19 protein-coding genes and 1 rRNA gene are annotated in these 18,726 nt (G+C 50.9%); 3 read left to right on the top strand and 17 right to left on the bottom strand.

Annotated elements, in window-relative coordinates; genetic code table 11:
* The 4 genes from H583_RS0108295 to H583_RS0108280 all read right to left on the bottom strand — a co-directional run.
* Nucleotides 1-285: ribosomal RNA gene (locus H583_RS0108295) — 16S ribosomal RNA — on the bottom strand; the annotation flags it as partial.
* Between the two features lie 460 nt (nucleotides 286-745).
* A complete protein-coding gene (locus tag H583_RS37525; RefSeq protein ID WP_154665836.1) occupies nucleotides 746-1,126 on the bottom strand; it encodes a WGxxGxxG family protein in 381 nt (126 codons plus the stop codon).
* A 136-nt stretch (nucleotides 1,127-1,262) separates the two neighbouring features.
* Nucleotides 1,263-2,978 carry a response regulator gene (locus H583_RS0108285; RefSeq protein ID WP_245585876.1) on the bottom strand — a complete coding sequence of 572 codons (1,716 nt, stop codon included), beginning with the start codon at nucleotides 2,976-2,978 and terminating at the stop codon, nucleotides 1,263-1,265.
* Between the two features lie 9 nt (nucleotides 2,979-2,987).
* The gene (locus H583_RS0108280) at nucleotides 2,988-3,257 is read right to left on the bottom strand and encodes a hypothetical protein (RefSeq protein WP_028560060.1); all 270 of its coding nucleotides are present in this window, start codon (nucleotides 3,255-3,257) and stop codon (nucleotides 2,988-2,990) included.
* Nucleotides 3,258-3,544: 287 nt separating this feature from the next.
* Here H583_RS0108280 and H583_RS0108275 point away from each other — a divergent pair, with 287 nt between their 5' ends.
* Nucleotides 3,545-3,838 (top strand): DUF3817 domain-containing protein, encoded by a 294-nt coding sequence (locus H583_RS0108275; protein ID WP_028560059.1) that lies wholly within the window; start codon nucleotides 3,545-3,547, stop codon nucleotides 3,836-3,838.
* A 67-nt stretch (nucleotides 3,839-3,905) separates the two neighbouring features.
* On the opposite strand, the gene H583_RS0108270 is transcribed toward H583_RS0108275, so the two are convergent.
* From H583_RS0108270 to H583_RS32295, 5 genes are read right to left on the bottom strand one after another with little or no spacing between them, the layout of a single operon-like run.
* On the bottom strand, nucleotides 3,906-5,000 hold the full coding sequence (locus H583_RS0108270; RefSeq protein WP_028560058.1) for a DUF3900 domain-containing protein: 1,095 nt from the start codon (nucleotides 4,998-5,000) through the stop codon (nucleotides 3,906-3,908).
* A 53-nt stretch (nucleotides 5,001-5,053) separates the two neighbouring features.
* The gene (locus tag H583_RS0108265) at nucleotides 5,054-5,248 is read right to left on the bottom strand and encodes a CLC_0170 family protein (protein ID WP_028560057.1); all 195 of its coding nucleotides are present in this window, start codon (nucleotides 5,246-5,248) and stop codon (nucleotides 5,054-5,056) included.
* Nucleotides 5,249-5,265: 17 nt separating this feature from the next.
* Nucleotides 5,266-6,513 (bottom strand): Ger(x)C family spore germination protein, encoded by a 1,248-nt coding sequence (locus tag H583_RS0108260; protein ID WP_051236174.1) that lies wholly within the window; start codon nucleotides 6,511-6,513, stop codon nucleotides 5,266-5,268.
* A complete protein-coding gene (locus H583_RS0108255) occupies nucleotides 6,503-7,606 on the bottom strand; it encodes a GerAB/ArcD/ProY family transporter (protein ID WP_028560055.1) in 1,104 nt (367 codons plus the stop codon). The genes H583_RS0108260 and H583_RS0108255 overlap by 11 nt, the downstream gene beginning before the upstream one ends.
* Complete coding sequence (locus H583_RS32295; protein WP_425414507.1) at nucleotides 7,603-9,120, bottom strand: spore germination protein; 1,518 nt, start codon at nucleotides 9,118-9,120, stop codon at nucleotides 7,603-7,605. Before H583_RS32295 ends, H583_RS0108255 begins: the two co-directional genes overlap by 4 nt.
* 391 nt (nucleotides 9,121-9,511) lie before the next feature.
* Here H583_RS32295 and H583_RS0108245 point away from each other — a divergent pair, with 391 nt between their 5' ends.
* Nucleotides 9,512-11,047 (top strand): DEAD/DEAH box helicase, encoded by a 1,536-nt coding sequence (locus tag H583_RS0108245; protein WP_028560054.1) that lies wholly within the window; start codon nucleotides 9,512-9,514, stop codon nucleotides 11,045-11,047.
* Nucleotides 11,048-11,153: 106 nt separating this feature from the next.
* Here the strand turns inward: H583_RS0108245 and hrpB are convergent, their stop codons facing one another.
* The 5 genes from hrpB to H583_RS0108220 form a co-directional block, all read right to left on the bottom strand.
* Nucleotides 11,154-13,649, bottom strand: coding sequence for an ATP-dependent helicase HrpB (gene hrpB / locus H583_RS0108240; RefSeq protein WP_028560053.1), 2,496 nt, complete (start codon nucleotides 13,647-13,649; stop codon nucleotides 11,154-11,156).
* A gap of 81 nt (nucleotides 13,650-13,730) precedes the next feature.
* Entirely contained in the window at nucleotides 13,731-13,961 is a 231-nt protein-coding gene (locus H583_RS0108235; RefSeq protein WP_028560052.1) for a hypothetical protein, read from the bottom strand.
* Nucleotides 13,962-14,011: 50 nt separating this feature from the next.
* The gene (locus tag H583_RS36560; protein ID WP_154665835.1) at nucleotides 14,012-14,158 is read right to left on the bottom strand and encodes a hypothetical protein; all 147 of its coding nucleotides are present in this window, start codon (nucleotides 14,156-14,158) and stop codon (nucleotides 14,012-14,014) included.
* Between the two features lie 232 nt (nucleotides 14,159-14,390).
* Nucleotides 14,391-15,482, bottom strand: coding sequence for a sensor histidine kinase (locus H583_RS0108225; protein ID WP_245585875.1), 1,092 nt, complete (start codon nucleotides 15,480-15,482; stop codon nucleotides 14,391-14,393).
* Nucleotides 15,472-16,173, bottom strand: coding sequence for a response regulator transcription factor (locus tag H583_RS0108220; RefSeq protein WP_028560050.1), 702 nt, complete (start codon nucleotides 16,171-16,173; stop codon nucleotides 15,472-15,474). The genes H583_RS0108225 and H583_RS0108220 overlap by 11 nt, the downstream gene beginning before the upstream one ends.
* A gap of 210 nt (nucleotides 16,174-16,383) precedes the next feature.
* On the opposite strand from H583_RS0108220, the gene H583_RS0108215 reads away from it, so the two are divergent.
* A complete protein-coding gene (locus H583_RS0108215) occupies nucleotides 16,384-16,836 on the top strand; it encodes an HIT family protein (protein WP_245585874.1) in 453 nt (150 codons plus the stop codon).
* 248 nt (nucleotides 16,837-17,084) lie between these two features.
* Here the strand turns inward: H583_RS0108215 and H583_RS32290 are convergent, their stop codons facing one another.
* The 3 genes from H583_RS32290 to H583_RS0108200 form a co-directional block, all read right to left on the bottom strand.
* Entirely contained in the window at nucleotides 17,085-17,801 is a 717-nt protein-coding gene (locus H583_RS32290) for an adenosylcobinamide amidohydrolase (RefSeq protein ID WP_036708858.1), read from the bottom strand.
* A gap of 10 nt (nucleotides 17,802-17,811) precedes the next feature.
* Nucleotides 17,812-18,126: a rhodanese-like domain-containing protein gene (locus H583_RS0108205; protein ID WP_028560048.1), complete on the bottom strand. Its 315-nt coding sequence runs from the start codon at nucleotides 18,124-18,126 to the stop codon at nucleotides 17,812-17,814.
* Nucleotides 18,127-18,206: 80 nt separating this feature from the next.
* Nucleotides 18,207-18,518, bottom strand: a complete 312-nt coding sequence (locus H583_RS0108200) for a YbjQ family protein (RefSeq protein WP_028560047.1) — start codon at nucleotides 18,516-18,518, stop codon at nucleotides 18,207-18,209.
* Nucleotides 18,519-18,726: the final 208 nt, after the last annotated feature.

The raw sequence follows: 18,726 nt of genomic DNA, 5'->3' as shown, positions 1-18,726 counted from the left end.
CTTGGTGAGCCGTTACCTCACCAACTAGCTAATGCGCCGCAGGTCCATCTGTAAGTGACAGATTGCTCCGTCTTTCCCGGTTCGACCATGCGATCAAACCGCGTATCCGGTATTAGCATTCGTTTCCGAATGTTATCCCAGTCTTACAGGCAGGTTACCTACGTGTTACTCACCCGTCCGCCGCTAACTATCCGAGAAGCAAGCTTCTCTTCAAGTCCGCTCGACTTGCATGTATTAGGCACGCCGCCAGCGTTCGTCCTGAGCCAGGATCAAACTCTCCATAAAAGTTATAGATAAGCTTGTTAGCTCATATTACAAACATTGACTCATTCGCTTATTGTTCAGTTTTCAAAGGGCAATTTCAAGCTCAGAATTAGATTGTATCACTTATTTGAAAATGATGCAAGCTTTTTTTCTCAGCTTGTCCAGCCAACCACTTTCTCGCTGACAGGAATTATATCATACCACATTTCCAAACGTTAGTGCAACACTTTTCTCAAAAAAATTATTTTATAATTTCTTGAGCCCGCGTTGTTTAACGCAAGAACCATATCATAGCATCTTGTCCCTGAAGATGCAACCTTATTTTGAATAAATTGAAACTGCATTTAATATTACCTGCCCTCAGCAATTTAACTCCTTACATTAAACAAAAGGCAAAACACTAAAATCCTTTATACAAACCAAATGCCATCCGCTCTGAATTTCTGCAGAGGAATGGCATTTGGAATTGTAGCAGCAGGTTCTAGGAAGTCTCCCGGTTGCGTCCGCGCATTCCGATCAGTCCAAGCAGACCGAGCAGACCGAGCCAGCCCCAGCTCATGTTGTTGGTGGTAGTAGCTGCAGCACGGTAACGATTTGCGGTTGTAGTTGTACCATCAACCGACCGCATGTTGTAGTTGTTGTAGTTACCGTCTGTTGTTACACGGTCATAGCCTGTTCCGGTATAACCGCGTACACCACGATTGTTCGTCATATCATTCGTTGTGTTGTATCTGTCATAAGTATTGGTACCGTAGGTTCCAACATCTGTACCCATTCTGGTTGCCGTGTTGGCAAATGCAGGTACTGACAAAATCAACATCAATGAAGCAATAAGCATAAAGCAGGCTGCGAGACGTTTCATGCTGTGCGTCATTCCCTTCAAGTTATTAGAACCGAAGAAGCTCGCTTCTGGCTCGTACTTGTTTTTCCCGCGCACACGAAACATAATACATGGGTAAAGATAGCTGTGTTCCCATGCATACACCATACAGCCCGACTTATGCCTGATCCAGCAATCGCTTGACCCGCATCTCCAGCTCTACAATAGAAAAAGGTTTCGCCATGTATTCCTCGGCTCCAAGCATAAGCCCCTGCTGGATCGCCTCTTCTTTTTTCTTGGAGGTCAGCATAATGACCTTCGCCTGATGGCTGGCGAGGCTCTGATCCTGGCGCAGCTTCTTCAGCAATGTAAGACCATCCAAATGGGGCATCATGCCGTCCAGTATGCACAGATTTACGGTCTGCGTACGAAGCTGCTCCAGAGCATCCTGACCGTCAACAGCCTGGATAATCTCAATCGGTAGATGATTTAGCGTATTGACTATAAATGAACGAATAATTTCATCATCATCTGCAACCAGCAGCTTCTTCAGCTTGGGCTGCTCTGCCTTCATGGAAAGCTCGTTCTCGTCCTGGTGAATTCTTGTAATCCGGTTACGGCCGCGGGACTTGGAATTGTACATTGCCTTATCTGCCAGCCTGATCCATTGCTCGGCAGTCAGCCCTTCACGCCACTGCGCAATACCGGCCGAGAAGGTAATCCGGTATTCTCTGACTTCATCCCGGGCAACTGCCGTCTCACGGACGGCCTGCAGCGCTTCTCCAAGAACACGCTCACCTTCTTCAGCAGTCGTGCCCGGCATGATGATCACAAACTCTTCCCCGCCAAACCGGGCGATGAGATCGGTGACGCGCATCCGGTTCTGGAGCATATTTGCGAGACCCTGAAGCACGACATCCCCTGCGGTATGGCCGTATGTATCGTTGATTGATTTGAAGCAGTCTATATCAATGAAAGCCATTGTGATAGGTGTCGGATACCGTTCAATTCGCTGCAATTCACGCTGAAGCTGCTGATCCATATAGCGGCGGTTGAATACTCCGGTCAGCGGATCACGGAATGCCATCTGCTCAAAACCCTTGTTGCGTTGCAGCAGACTATAAATTCTGGCAGCCAGCTCTTCATATTGAAAGGGCTTGGTTACATAATCATCCGCTCCCAGAAAAAAGCATTGCACCTTGTCCTGCAAATCGCCGCGTCCTGACAGCACAATAAGCGGCAGCCATTTAAATGTCGGGTCTTCCTTCAGGAAATCGAACAGCTCATATCCCGACTGCGGGTACATCATCAGGTCCAGAATAATCAGATCAAAATGGTGCTCGCGCAGAAGACGCTTGCCGGTCTCCACATCCGAAGCTTCCATTACTTCATAACCGTCATACTGCAAGCTGCGCAGCAGATAGGAGCGCAGTACGGAATCATCATCAATAATGAGCAAACGGCTTTGTGCAGCAAGGGATCCCATGCTCCTGCGGGATTCAGCACTTTCCAGCTCCAGCTCCTTGCGGTAAATCTCATATTCCATCTGCAATTCGCTCACAAGCTGGCGGCTGGGCTGAAGCAAAGTCCGAACCTTTATCTTGTCTGCCGGCATCGCTTCCTCCCACAATCCAAGCAGCCGCTCGGCAATCTGACCAATCCGGTTCAAGCCAAATACAGGAGCGCTGCCTTTCATCGTGTGGGCGATTGTGCGCAGCTTGACAATGCTTTCATCGTCCCCCAGATCACATTTCACAAGAAGACATTCCAATTCGCGGATATATTTCTCAAACTCTGCGATGAATCTTCTCCGGCCTTCCTTAATCAGTTGCTCCCCTCTCTGGTTCGCACCAGACCGCAGGCTTTCATTGCCCGGATGTCTCATTTCTCCCATCTACCGCCTTTACTCTTTCTCCAATGTGCTTTTGGCTGCTTCCACAAGCGTATCGAACAGCTCGTCATCCTCCTCCAGCTGCTCCTCCACAAACAAAATCTCTTCTTCCTTGCCAAGGCCGTCAGCAAAGATCAATCCATACATCCAGTCATTGCCGCGCTTTTTTTGCAGCGTCATTTCATAAGCGCCCTGATGGCCCTCTACTGTAAATTTTACTTGACCGGTATATCCGTCCTCTTTACTCCAACCCATATGTGCTTCAATGACTGTAACGTTCATAGGTGCCTCCTTAAGTTTAGTAAGCTGTTTTTGGCCGCTGGCCGCTTTTACTGTCTATCATAACGTCAGAACAATAAAGAATACAGAAGCGGCACAATTTTTTACAAAAAATTGATCTTCGCCGATTCTTTTTCATGGATCAGAAACCTGAAGGTTCAGCTTTACTTTGTCACATCTTGTGAATTTATTTTGAATAATCGCCAATGCCCGCCCTATTGGAGCCTGATTCCGACTATAATAGATGCGATCTGTTTCATTAAATTCATGTTTCATGAAGGGAGCTTTACATGTTGAAAACTGCCTTGGGCCGGTTTCGTATGATCGCCTTGTATGAAGGCCTTTCGTACCTCGTTCTGCTGATTATTGCAATGCCGATGAAATACCTGATGGATATTCCCCAGCCTGTAACCATTGTCGGCGCTCTTCACGGTCTGCTGTTCGTCTTGTATATGCTGGCACTGGCACAAGTAGCCTGGCAGAAAAAATGGAAAATGGACGCAATCGCCTTTGCAATTATCGCCTCTATTATTCCGTTCGCTACCTTTTATCTGGAAGCACGACTCAAAAAGCAGGAGCCTTAGCCCGTTGTTTAAAATTGTTTAAGCCTTGCCCGTTACGAAAAAACTCTTTCTTCATACCACGGGGGAGCTATCCTTCCCCCTGTTCCTCATCCTCCGCCTTGCTTCCGATAAGCCCGATAATGTCCATCAGCTCTTGCGGATGAAGCAGTTCCACAGGTGATTTGCCCTTCTCGAACTCTATCGCATCCCCATCAATAACTGCTACATAACGCCCGTTATGACGAGCTATATGAATGTTCAATCCGTAATCGGCAAGCTGCCCCTTGATGGCCACGCCGCCAAGCTTGAAGCGCAAATCCAGATCAGGCTTATGCTCCGTGAGCTGTGCAGCAGCTTCCACGACAAGCTCATGTGACCACTTCTCCTGCAGCTCTCTTTTGTCGCTTGCCGCCCAGATCTCAAAGCTCTGCTCTTCCTCATGTCTTCCCTGCTCATTTTCCGGAGCTGCCTCCCACTTCTCCTCCATATATTGCTGTACCATGGAAAACACCTGCTCGTTGATAACTTCAGGCATCGGCTTCTCATAGGTTACAAACTTGAGAAAATCCTCAAAATAACGGGCATGTGAAGCCTGGTGAATCTTCAGCTCCCATTCGTCCAGCATCCCTTCCTCCGGCATATGCGGATATTGAATCGATTTGATGTTGCGGGCACTAATTGCCATCTCCACATGGGAGATCAGGCTGCGCTCATCGGCAATCCGGGCGATTTTCGGCTCAAAATCGCATTTCATCACAAACAGGAGCGGCTGGTCAAAGTACGGATAGACCTGAACGTCCGCGACAATAAATGCCCCGCCGCGCACAGCACTTGTCTCCATATAGATGCGTACCATTTCATCAGCCAGTCCAAGGAACTCCTCCTTGCTTTCTGCCTCCCTCAGCCGCTGCATCAAATTAAAGTTGGGATTGCTGTTTAAATCATAACCCGGCTCCACGATAAAACGTCCTATCTTGGTAGGCGCCGCATCGGTGCTCGGATTTTTCTCTACCTTCCGCTTGCATATTTTTATAAATTCGCCATCGAGAAATGACTTCAGTTCACTCTCCGCATAATCATCCTCATCCAGCGTCTGAAAATGCTTGTATCTTCTCCCGGACTCTGAATCCGCCGCCTCTGTCATAATAACGAAAAAGGATAAATAGTTTACATTGAATTGCATGTGGCCGGTACTCCTTTTACATAAGCTAGACGTACCGATTCATTGTACCTAACTCAGAAGATTCGGGTCAATACTCCCGCCGCACAGCCGATCAGGATATTTAGCCAGCCCAGAAGCACAGATGCACGCTTTTCCTTGACCGCTCCGGAATGCTTATAATAGTAATTCTCCAGCGTCAACAGCAGCAGCCCGCTCCCGATAAACAGCACGACAATATATACAGACAGCCCCGAACCAAAGCTGCTCATTCATCCATCGCCTCCAGCTATTTTGCCTTCATGCCAACCCGGCGGACTTTATAGTTGATGTGAATCTCAATGTCAAGAGAATGATACTGCTCGCTCCAGCGGCTGTTGCTGCGCACATGTTCTTTCCAATATTTCGGCGCAAGCGCCCGGACATATTCCCCGAAGCCGAAGATATCCGCCTTCATCCGCTTGGTATCTGCAATCAAATGCATGACTTCTTGTGTCAGAGCTTCATTAATTTTTTTCTCGAGTTCCTTAATAGCTGATGAATCCGAGAAATTGTAGGAGTCTGATTCCGTCTTCTCTCTCAAATTGCCCTCAAGCGACACGTTAGCGATGATTTTTGGCCGCCCGTCTGCAAATACAAGCCTCGTATCGGTATCCCGATTAACAGTACGCATCAGCACATACTGGTTCTTGGAGCTGTTGACAACCGGGACAAAGAAGGAATAGCCGCCTTCACTAATTCCGTTCACCGCCATGTAGGCACCAATTTGCAGCGGAGTTGTCGCTCCGACCATTTTGTCCTTGCGAAAAACAGCCAGGCCGGCGACCTGGACATTCTCCTGCTGCTTCAGTACCAAATAAGGCAAAATCGGCTCCTGCCCGAGATTTGAGTTGCGAATCCAGTATCTCCCGATCGGCTCATTTGGCAGCTTGCCCATATCTACCGAGTGATCGAGCATCGCCAGCAGATAGAGAGCCGGAACACGCTCCAGTTGAGGCGATGAATGAATAATATCCGTCGCCTTTCCCTTGCTGACCGCAAGCCAGGCGGTGCGCCGGATGTCGGTCTGCCGCCTCATATAATCGTTGAGATTGCCCAGACCATTGCGGGCATACTTCTCAGATACGACAATGATGCGCAAATGTCCCAGGAATATCTGGTCGGCCAGTTCCTGCTGGAGAGCATTCATCGCTTCCTCTACCGTATGCCCCTTCGCATTGAGGATCCATACCGGCTTTTCCCCGACCGTTGCCCCGCCGGACTCGCCGGGGCCGAGCGGAATACGGCCAGGTACAGCGATCTGTGCAGAGATTTTTATAACCGGCATATCAGGAGCGCCAATTGCGTTGCTATGGTTAATTTGTTCTTTCATTTCCTCTTCCAGATCTTCTTTACTTTCCGCCAGGTCAATGGCAATGCCGAGAATAACCGCCCGGTCTTCAATCTCCAGACGGTCCCAGCAGCCGCTTAATAAGAGCACCATTCCTGCCAATACAGCGAAGGTGCGAACACAGCGCACTTCTTCTCTAGTGAGCATCGGCAGCCCCCCTTTTCCCCCTGATAACTGCTATGGCCAGAAGCAGGACCGGGCAGAGTACGGTTAATACAAAGCCCCCTCTTGCGATCAGGGCGATCCCTTCATACATCTGCAGCACATTTTCCGGCAACATCGCAATTAACATCAGGAACGGCAGCAGAAAAAAAACGAACAACCGGTGATCCCGGGTCCCCAACCACTGCTTCAGCGCATGAACCGCAAAGTAATAGTTGGAAAACAAAGTCGTGAAAACAGCCGTCACCCATACAGAGATAAACGCGGCATCCAGCCGTTCCATAATATTAGCCGGCAAATTCGTTGCCTTGGCAAGCTCCAGTGTCGGATAGAGCAGTTCCTTAACCTCCTCAGCGCCGAATACAGCTACGGTTGAAGTAATAATCAGCAGGTATAGCGCTCCGGCAACTCCAAGGCCGGACAATCCGCTCACCCACGCTTTGCTCTGCTGTCTCATATGGGGAATCAACAGCGTAATAATGAAGAAGCCCTGAAACATGGCCGTAATTGTCAGCAGTGAAGAAAGTATTTGCGGAGTGTGATCAAATATCGGGAGCAAATAAAGAGGCTCTGCATTTTGAAATGACAGGCAGACAATGAGCAGGACCGGCATTAGAATAATAGGCGTATAAAACAGATGAATGTTCGCAAATGTCCGTAGATCTTTGCGCGCCGATATTGCAGCAATCAGCAGCATGATAATAACCGTGGCTTCAATAGGCGTCTGCTTGAGTACAGAAGTAACGACAACTGTACCGAACTCTCTGGCGGCAGAAGCCGTCAGAACAATGTAAAACACAATGAGCAGTGCGTTCAACATTGCAGCGGCCGGACGGCCAATGATTTGCGCTCCATATTGTATAATCGATTGGCCGGGAAAACGAAGCCCCAGTGCAATAACGGACAGCAGACCTATCAACGTAATCCCGATAGCCATCAAGGTAAGCATACCGGCTCCCGTCCCGGCTCCCCTTACAGCAAACAGCGGAAAGGGGAGAATAGCAACCCCGATAACCGTGCTGATTAGAATCGCTGCCATTTCTATGCCCGACAGTGTCGTCTCCTCACGCAGTCTCATGCTGTTCCTTCCTCCTTATCCTCGTACCTTCTGCTCTGTCTGTAAGACGGTTTCTTCTTCAATATCCATAACGGAGCACGAATGAGAAAATCACGCCAGCCCCTAAAATGAACCGGTACCGCCGGTGACAAATACGGCATGCCAAACGACTTGATCGTCAGCAAATGATTCGCAATGAGAATCAAACCGATTACGACCCCGTAAACGCCCAACATGCCCGCAATAAGAATCAGCGGAAAACGAAGCATCCTCAAGGCAAAGGCTGCATTATAAGCCGGTGTTGCAAAAGAGCCGATCGTCGTCAGTGCGATGACAACTACGGTAATCGGACTTGCAAAGCCGGCAGCTACCGCTGACTGTCCGACCACCAATACGCCGACAATCGACAGCGCTCCCCCTACCTGCTGCGGCAGACGGATGCTGGCCTCGCGCAGCACCTCCATCGATATTTCCATAATGAGCACCTCCACGAAGGACGGGAACGGAACCCCTGCCCTGCCGCCGGCAACTGCTACGGCAAATTCAGTAGGTATGAGCTCGGGGTTAAATGAGATAATAGCGACATAAAGCGAAGGAAAAACGAGTGAAAAGACAAGGGCAATGACCCGCGCCATTCTAACGAAACTCCCTTGCAGAAAGCGTGTGGCATAATCCTCGGTCGTCTGGAAGAACTGTCCGAAGACGGCTGGGATGATCAGGGCAAACGGCGAGCCGTCTGTGAGAATCACGATTCGGCCTTCAAGCAGATTGGCAACCGCCTTGTCCGGCTTCTCTGTATTCATGACCTGGGGGAATGGCGAGTAGTGATGATCCTCGATGAATTGCTCTATATATCCCGCATCGAGCACACCGTCCAGCCGGATGGCCCGTATCCGGTTCTCTGCTTCGGATACCAGCTTGGGATCAGCGATTCCTTCCATATAACAGATCGCCACAGATGTCTTCGTATACTCGCCCACCTCGCATATCAGAATCCGAAAGCTTGGTGTCGGCAGACGATAGCGCAGCAGCGACAAATTGGTATGAAGCTGTTCGATAAAGCCTTCGCGGGCGCCCTGCACGACCTGCTCGGTTTGGGGCTGCTCGATGGCCCGCTGTTCGATTTTGCGGGCGCCAAACTTAAACGCTTCTCCCAGCCCTTCGACGGCTACAATGGTTTTGCCGTTCAACAACATGTTGATCAGGTCGCCCATTCGGGACACAACTGTAATTTCACTCAGGTGTACGGTTTTATTAAGAAGTGTCTGCTTTAATGCCTCCGGCCCCAACTTGTCCGTGCCAGACAGCCATTCCGGCAAAGTCATAAATGATTGCAGCTGTTGGTCCGTTATTTGCTGATTTACGAGTGAGTTGATATACAACATTACAGCTTCATACCGGCCGTAAATATAAAAGGTTCGGATGACCAGATCATCGCTGCTGCCCATAATCAGCCTGACGATCTCCAGCAGCTGCGAAAGCGAAGCAGGGCAAGACTCGCCGGCGTACCGCGCAAGAAGCTGCTCCGGGTTCAAATTCGGACTGGTTTGCAATTTGTCATTTGACAAGAGACTTTCTCTCCTTCCATCATGCAATCTAAAGAATAGTGTCTCTCCATATTGCTTTTTCATACATTATTACATTTAATGTAAAATAATATAATTATATACTGTTAATTTTAGCTAATAATTTTGAAATCAATTTGCCATTGCCAACCACTGTCCGGCTTTTCTTCCTAGACAAGCCGTGATTTTTGCAAAAAGCTTTCTCCCTGTTCTGCAAACGCGCCCGCTCTCTGTTATACTAGTAATACATTTCAAACGAAAACAGCTATTCGCTCCACAACATACAGAATGAGCGCAATGCTTCCTGAAATAGAAGGCGATTGATATGAATACGTAAAGTAAAGAAATGAGGCTATGAATAATGTCATCAACTTTTCAAGCATTGGGGATTCGTCCCTCACTGGCATCTATCCTGAAGGCTGGAGGTATCGTGAAGCCTACTCCTGTGCAGGAGCAGACGATTCCAGTTGTCCTGAAAGGCAAGGATGTCATCGCCCAGGCCCAGACCGGTACAGGCAAGACGCTTGCTTTCGCCTTGCCGATGCTGGAGAAAATCCAGCCTGAGAACCGGAATGTGCAGGCGCTCGTCATTACGCCAACCCGTGAGCTGGCAATCCAGATTACAAAGGAAATCAGCAAGCTGGCCGATTCACTCGGATGCAGCGTGCTTGCCGCTTATGGCGGCCAGGATGTTGAGGCCCAAATCCGCAAAGCACAGGGAGCCACACAAATCGTAGTCGGTACTCCTGGCCGTCTGCTTGATCATCTGCGACGCGGCACACTGCAATTTTGGAGGCTGAACATGCTGGTGCTGGACGAGGCTGACCAGATGCTGCATATGGGTTTTCTGAATGAAGTGCAAGAAATATTGTCACAGACATCCAAGAATAAGCAGACGCTGCTGTTCTCGGCGACGATGCCTGATTCCGTGCGCAGGCTTGCTTCCTCCTACATGCTGGAATCCGAGGATATCCGCATCCGCAGCGAACGGGTTACGCTGGACAATATCAAACAGGTTGTGGTTGAAACAACAGACAGAGGCAAGCTCGCTACATTGGTTGGCCTCATCCAGAAGCACCGCCCTTACTTGGCCGTTGTATTTTGCCGCACCAAGGTGAGAGCCAAGAAGCTGACCGCGGACTTGCTGGAAGAAGGGCTGGAGGTCGATGAACTGCACGGCGATCTGACACAAGCCAAGCGTGAGCAGGTGATGCGCCGCTTCCGCAGTGCCAAGCTGCAGGTGCTGGTCGCTACTGATGTTGCGGCTCGCGGGCTTGATGTTGAGGGTGTTACCCATGTCGTCAACTACGATATTCCCCACGATGCAGAGACGTATATCCACCGGATCGGTCGGACAGGACGCGCCGGGCACCAAGGGACAGCGGTCACCTTTGCATCCCCGAGGGACCGGATGACACTGCAGGCAATTGAGCGGGGAATCCATGCGGCACTGGAGCGGCAGCCGATGTCCGCTTACGCTGAAGGTGCAGAGCCTGCCGCGGATTTCAATGAAGTTCCAGTGCGCAGCAGCCGTGCCAGAGCCGATTCCCCTTCAGGTCAAAAACAGACAACAGGAAGGTCCGGCGGGCGATCACAAGGGCGCTCCGGCGGACGGGCCGAGGGGCGTGCATCCTCCCGGACGGAAGGACGGACAGGCGGCAGAAGAGCAGCCGTTTCAGACGGCCGTACTCAGACAGGCAGCAGAAATGAACGAGGCGGTACAGGCAGACGCAAAGAATCCCCTCTGCAAACGCAAGTCAAAGGTAAAACCCAAGGCGGGAGCAGACAGGACGGACGCGGGAGAGCTGATGCCGGACAAGGCGGACGCGGCCAAGCCTCCAAACGTTCGGGCAGAGGACAAACTTCCGGCCGTTCGGGCGGACGCCACGGCAGATAGCTGTTGGATGACAGAACAAAGAGCGCCAACCGCTGCTTCTTAGGCAGACAAACGGCTAGCGCTCTGGAAGGCTGTTTGGCAACAGCCTAAAAAGGGATCTTAATGCTTATGACTTCGGACGGACACGGTTGGTTGGAATGGCTGCTAAAGGGGCATCCGGCCAGTAATGTTTCGGATAACGCCCTTTCAAATCCTTTTTGACATCGAAATAGGTTGAGCTCCAAAAATGCTTTAAATCCCGTGTCACCTGCACCGGCCTCCCCGCCGGAGAAAGCAAATGCAGCGTGAGCGGGATTTTTTGCGTTCCGATTCGCGGGGTATCCAGCAAACCGAACAGCTCTTGCAGGCGCACCGCCAATACCGGAGAAGATGGCTCACTGTAATCGACAGCAATGCGTGAGCCGCTTGGCACCGCAATATGCGTTGGAGCTTCCTGCTCCAGCTGGCGCTGACGCTCCCACGTGAGCATAGACTCCAGCGCCTGCTTCAGGTTCACCCGCTTCAGGTCCTGCAGGCTGCGCATGCCATACAGATGAGGAACGAGCCAATCGCTCAACGAATCAAGGAGCGCAACATCATCAGCACCCGGCCAGCGAGTATCCTGGCTATGCATGAACACCATCCGCTGCTGCAGCTGGCGAAGCGGCTTTGTCCACGGAAGAATCGCAAGCCCCTGCTCGCGGATGCCTTCCCCCAACGCTTGCGCAATATGTCCGGGATCCGGCTTGGAAAGCTGCCTTTCCTCCAGGACAAGCGCCCCCAGTCTCAATCGGCTTCGGGCACGCACTGCCTGCTCGTCGCGGCTCCATTCGACAGCCGACTCGCTCTCTATTTCTGCCCCCAAACTTGCCTGTATCTCCTCCAGGCTGATTGCCGCTGCCAGTTGAATACGGCTTTCCGTTCCTTGGTCATCCAGCTCTGCTGCCACAATATAGGGCGCTCCCGATAGCGGCTGCAGCTCAGCCAGCGCAGCTCCGCGACCATTGCGCAGCAGGAACTTGCCGGTTGACCGCTGCTTGGCAACCCGGTCCGGATAAGCAAAGGCGAGCAGCAGCCCGGAGGCATCCGGCCTGATCTTTGCTGTCTGGACAGCTGCCACCCCGAACTGGGACTGATAACGGCGGAATTCGGCCAGAATACCCGCGCTTCTTCCCGGATCAAGACGGTATCCGGCCAGCCCGCCAGAACGCAGCGCCTCCATACGCAGGCGAATATCGGCTTCAATCCGTCCCGCCTCCTTGCGCAGCACGTCGCGTTCCGACAGTAAAGCAGCCAGCAGGCAAGCTTCAACACCGTACCCCTTATCCTTGGCTTTCAAGATCATGCCGCCAAGCCGGGGATGCAGACCGGCCTCCGCCAGACGTTGTCCATGCGTTGTCAGCCTGCCGTCCTGATCAAGTGCTCCCAGTTGCCGAAGCAAATCTGTAGCCTGGCAAAATGCCGGACCGGGTGGCACATCCAGCCACTCCAGCTCCTGCGGGTCTTGCACACCCCAGGCAGCCAGCTCCAGTGCCAGTCCGGACAAATCCGCCTCCAGCATTTCCGGCCTGCCGAAAGGCACAAGCTGCCTGTCCTCTTCCTCTGTCCACAGCCGATAGCAGATACCCGGCGCCTCCCTGCCTGCACGTCCTCTGCGCTGGTCTGCGGATGCACGGGACACGCTCACCGTCTCCAGACGGGACATTCCAGTGCGGGGTGAAAACTTGGGCTCACGCATCAGGCCGCTATCAATGACAATTCGTACTCCCTGCACGGTCAGGGACGATTCGGCGATGGTAGTTGCAAGCACAATTTTTCGGCGCCCCTGCGAGTCTGGCGCTATCGCGTGATCCTGCTCCTCCAGCGGAAGATTGCCATGCAGCAGACGAATAATCGTATTTCCCGGGAGAGTGCCCGAACGCAGCAGTCCGGCAGTACGCCCAATTTCCCCTGCACCAGGGAGGAACACCAGCAGATCGCCTTCGGGATGCTCAGCCAGTGCCCGTCTGACAGCGGCTGCGGCCTTCTCTTCCACCCGTGATGCCGGTCTCTGCTCCAAAAAGCAGGTTTGCACCGGATAGACCCGTCCCTCACTTTGCAGGATTGGGACATTTCCGAGCAGCTCGGAGACAGGTCCGGTATGTAAAGTTGCAGACATAACCAAAATACGCAGCTCCGGACGCAGAAGCTGCTGGGACTGGAGGCTGAGCGCCAAACCCAAATCTGCGTGAAGACTGCGTTCATGAAATTCATCGAAGATAATCAGCCCCGTATCCTCCAGCGCCTGATCACGCTGCAGCATCCGGGTGAGCACACCTTCTGTTACAACCTCAATCCGGGTATGCGGGCCTGCGCAAGTATCATTGCGCACCCGGTATCCCACTGTATCGCCGCATCTCTCTCCAAGAGACGCTGCCATGTAGCGGGCAGCTGCCCGTGCAGCAAGCCTGCGCGGCTCCAGCATTACAATTTTTTTGCCTTGAAGCCACGATTCCTCTATTAGAGCAAGCGGCACCCTTGTCGTCTTCCCCGCGCCCGGCTCTGCTGCCAGCACGGCACCGGAAGACGCCTTCAGAGTGTCTTTCAGCTTCGGTATAATAGAATCTATAGGAAATGAGTACATGTGAAAAGCTCCTTCGCCCGTGTTAGGCAGTTTCACAAAAGTGTACTCTATTATTCCTCTCTTTTTCAAGTCGTGAATCTGTTATACAGCCTGCTTGAGAATTTTCGTGCAATGGCGGAATGCGGCAGAGCGAATCGCCTTGCTTCGCATCACATTATCCGCCTTCCAGAACGAATCACAGGCAAAGAGGTCCACAATCGTTTCCTCTGCCGCCTTATGTGCCGCTTCCCTCTCGCCTATCAGGTAAAAGCAAACCTGAAAGCACTCGACCTCATATTGCTTAAGGATCTTGATTTTGCTTTGAAAATCCATGTGATCTTTTTCCTCCCCAAGCTTAACCAACTTCCGCCAGATCCTGAAATTCATTTCTCCGAATTATTCTGAAGATTTTCCGATACCGTGTGATTCACCGGCATTGACAGTGCCTGAGGCGACCCCGGCACACCATACTTGCCATATATCCAAAGTCCCACCAGCAACAGTACCATCAGAACGACCAGTCGTTTCATCCGAACCACTCCCCCCGCTGAAATCCTTATCTGTAGTTCATTGTAAAGGAGTGTCATTAAATTGACCCTAATGAAACCATAAATTTTCCTTAAAAATATATAAAGTGGACGATAAATCAGACGACAAAGTTCATTTTTGCATCTGAGAACGGAAAAATCTTCTTAAAAAAAGAAATCGCGGCCCTATCAAGCAGGCGGGCTTCTCTTGACAGATTATGCGGGCTTGCCACTGTCACTCCGCAAGCGGCAGCCTTACGGCAAATGTTGTCATATACGTATCGCTGTTTACGTCAATCGTGCCCCCGTGTTTCTCTACGATGCTCTTGGCAATTGCAAGACCAAGACCGGAGCCGCCCGCATGCTCGGTACGGGATTTGTCCACCCGGTAGAAACGGTCAAACAAATACGGAAGATCTACCTCTGGAATGGCTTCCCCATAGTTGCTTATTTCAACTACTGCCTGGGCATGGTCAAGATAAATCCGGGCTTCCACCCGCTTCCCGCTCTTCCCGTAATGTACCGAATTGGATAACAAATTTTCGAAGACGCGTACGAGTTTGTTCGGGTCACCAGTTACGGCTACCCTGTTCAAATCGGCTTGCAGCGTCCCCTTCATCCCTGCTTCCTCCAGTGTCAAACGATACTGCTCCAGCAATTGCTGCAGCATTTCCACAAGGTTAAAGGTAACCAAACGAATCTGCGATGTGTTGTTACGCATCCGTGTATATTCAAACAGATCATTAATCAGCACATTGAGCCGGAGTGACTTGTCATACGCAATCTGGATATAATGCCTCAGCTCCACTTCATCCCTGTAACGGTCCTGCTCGATCAGACCCAAATAACCGATAATGGAAGTCAGCGGGGTGCGCAAGTCATGAGAAACATTTGTGACCAGTTCGTTTTTCGTCTGTTCAGCCCGCCGTTCTTCATCCATTGAGGTTTTGAGCTGGGTAACGAGCCGGTTCGTAAAAGAGGCCAAATCGCCGTATTCATTGCGCTGCTTAACAGGGACTTTATAATCAAAGTTGCCCTCGGCAATATGCATAACCGCCTCGCTGACCTCTCCGAAATAACGAAATCTGCGCCATTGCAGGAGAACCAGATACACCACAAAGAAGAAAAACCAGCCAATAAAAATAAATAGCCCTTCATTAAGGAAATCCACCACATATCTGGCCATTCTGCCGATCAGCGGAAAGTTGCCGAGAACCGAAGCGCCCAATACAACAAACAAATAAAATGTAATCAGCCCCAAAAAAGCGGCCGCGATAATATTGCCCAGGAAGCGGATCGTCATCCCTGCTGTCACATTACCCTTCAATTTTGTAGCCGACCCCCCATACAGTCACAATAAGCTTATCCCCAAGCTCATGCTCAAGTTTGTCGCGCAGCTTGCTGATGTGGACCATAACCGTATTATTCGATTCGAAATATTTTTCCTTCCAGACGTGCTGGAAAATATCCTCCGCACTGAATACACGGCCCGGATGGCTGGCGAGCAGGAAAAGAATGCCGAATTCCGTGCTCGTCAAATGCAGCGGCCTGCCCTCAACCTCAACGGTATGTGTAAATTTCTCAATCTTTAGCGGCCCGAGTACAAGTGTGCTCTCCTCCTGCCCGGATGGAGCGGCCGTTATGCTGTACTGGTATGAGCGCCGCAGCAGCGATTTGATCCGGGCGACAAGTTCCAGCGGATTGAAGGGCTTGACCATATAATCATCCGCTCCGGTCATCAGGCCCATAATTTTATCCATATCCTCGGCCTTGGCGCTCAGCATTAGAATCGGAACCGCCTTATCCTTGCGGATTGTCCTGCACACTTCAAGCCCGTCAATCTTCGGCATCATAATATCGAGCACGACCAGGTGGAAGACGGATTCATCCAGCTTTTGCAGGGCCTCTTCCCCATTGTAGGCCTTCACTACCTCGAAGCCTTCATTTTTCAAATAAATCTCGATCAAATCTGCAATTTCTTTATCATCATCTACAATTAGCAACCGCCGCTGATTCATTGCACTGCTCCTTACTTGTTCGTTGTGAGTTGTTCTTACTATACACGATTATTATGGGCTTTGTCCCAAACATGAAGGTAAATTTATGATCTTTAAGATTTCTTAAAAATATCCGCTTCAGGTATCCATTTTGCCCCTTAACCTTCAGCATATGGATCGTTTTAGCTCAAGAGGATTTTGAGAATCCGTGAAGAATATGGAGAAAAGGAGATGATGGAAGATATGGAAAGGGATATGGGTACGGATATGGAATGCCTTGGATGCAAAATTGCGGGCGGGATGCTCCCCGACCTGCACATTGTATATGAGGATGAAAAGGTGACTTGTGTGCTTGATATCGCACCTTTCAATGAAGGCCATATACTGATTTTGCCCAAAAAGCATTACCTGGATGTAGAAGAATTAGATGAAGAGACCGCCTTCACAATCATGACTGTGTCGCAAAAAATGTCTATCCTTCTAAAAAGGGTTGTTGCGCCCGACGGCATTACTATCTGTCAAAACGGCGGTGTATTCAATGACCTGAATCACTACCATATGCACCTGATCCCAAGGTACACGGGCGATGGCTTCTCTTGGAGCGAGCCGCTGCAGCCGCATGGTGCCGAACTGCGGCTGCATGAGACAAGGCGTAAGCTTATTGAAGCACTGCAAACCTTATAAGCGGGGGCATAGCCGGTACGTGACGCTTCAAGCCGGGAGACTCGTACCCAACCAGATCGCTGTCATGTTCCCTGTTTCACAAGGAAAAGAACCTTCTTTACCGTTATGAGCGGTAAAAAGGTTCTTTGAGGTTGTATGTACCACAAACCGTACCTGCGATCTAAATTGAACGATTTACTTAAAGGCGATCCGCCTTTCGTTTCTTTGTTCAACTGATATAGCTATAGATGGTAATCATGAGCATTCGCTTATGCTTGTGTGCGGTTTAAATAATCGGCGGCCGCCTCGCATACCGAATCGTAGACAGCACAGCTAATGGCGTTGCCAAGTGTAGTCGCAAGCCCGGTGTATTCGTGAATTTCAGGATATGCGCTTGTCTGGCTAACGCCGATGATAAGCGCGTCGGTAGGTGTTCCTGTAGCAGGAAGTCCCAGCTCCTTATCCTTGACATTCATATCCGCCAACGCTGCAGCCTTGGCCTCGGTAGCTGTAATGACCAGATTGACCAGCGCCGCCTGCGACAACCGGCCTTGTACGAACAGCATGGTGTTGATGGTTCCCGGCACATACGAGGGGTACAGCTTCCGCTTTCGGCCGCCCCGGGCAGCACTGCCAAGTCCGAGCGTCGTGCAGCATATCCATTCGAACCGGTCTCCACTGCCTTCCAGTACAGAAGCGTGCTTTAACGAAGCGGCAGTAATAAGGCCAACCCCAGAAGACGGATAGCCTGATGCAGCCATCAGTTTCTTCAAATCATTGACCGGATCGGAGCAGTCATAATCAAGCGGAACCTGCCAGTTGATAAAATGGTCTGCCGTCTGCAGCCCGCCGTTATACACGGCACTGCTCAAGGTTTCAAGAACACCACCGCCGTAGGCGATGAGATGATTCTCTTTGTGTTCCAGACAGAATGACGGCCATACTTCAGACTGGTAGCCTGACGCGGTAAGAAAGGGCAGCGCCATGAGCTTGCTCCTAGCTTCCGGTTACGACATCGCCGGACCAGTCCAGCATGCCGCCCGCGATATTTATAACTGTATATCCTTCGTTCGCCAGATAAGCGCAGGCTCTTCCGCTTCGGTTGCCGCTGCGGCAGATGAGCACAATCGGCTCCTCTCCCTGCTTCAGCTCATCCAGGCGATCTGTCAGCTCTGACAACGGAATAAGGCGGGCCTGATTAATATGGCCTTCTTCCCATTCCTCAACTTCTCTTACATCAACCAGATTGACTGCTTCACCACTCGCCAATTTGGAAGCCAGTTCATCTGTTGTCCATTCCGGATAACTCATTTTAGTCCTCTCTCCTGTCTAAAGAAGCAGGCCGTGAGCATAACTGTCGGCCTGCTTGCTGTTTTACTTGATTTCTAAAATCAGATTCGAACAGCCGTTCCGCTGACCGCAACCATCAGCATGCCATCACGGATAATTTCATAATCGATATCGATGCCGACAACTCCGTTGGCACCCATGCGGCGGGCTTGCTCCTTCATTTCATCAAATGCAACGTCTCTCGCTTCTTTAAGCTTATTCTCATAAGCTCCGGAGCGGCCGCCTACCACATCGGTAATGGAGGCTAGAAAGTCCCTGACAATATTCGCGCCCATAATGGCTTCACCCGTAACAACGCCAATGTAATCCTGAATCGGACGTCCTTCCAGTGTCGGGGTTGTGCTGATAAGCATACGCTATCCCTCCAAGTTTGAATGACTGTTCTGTGTGTGCAGGCAGGTTACCGATGAGGGACATCCGTGCTGTCCTTGTCCATCTTCTTGCGCTAGGCGCGAGGCCCGATGCCGCTAACCCGATTATAACGGTTAGGCTCTATCCGCGTCTAGTTGACTGTGGCTCCCAATCATCCCTGGCCCGCAAGATTATGATGTTCAGACTTTA

It is taken from the genome of Paenibacillus pinihumi DSM 23905 = JCM 16419 (assembly GCF_000422505.1).
Classification (GTDB): domain Bacteria; phylum Bacillota; class Bacilli; order Paenibacillales; family Paenibacillaceae; genus Paenibacillus_D; species Paenibacillus_D pinihumi.
Note: the sequence above shows the minus strand (reverse complement) of the source record. Positions and strands in the feature narration are given on the sequence as shown.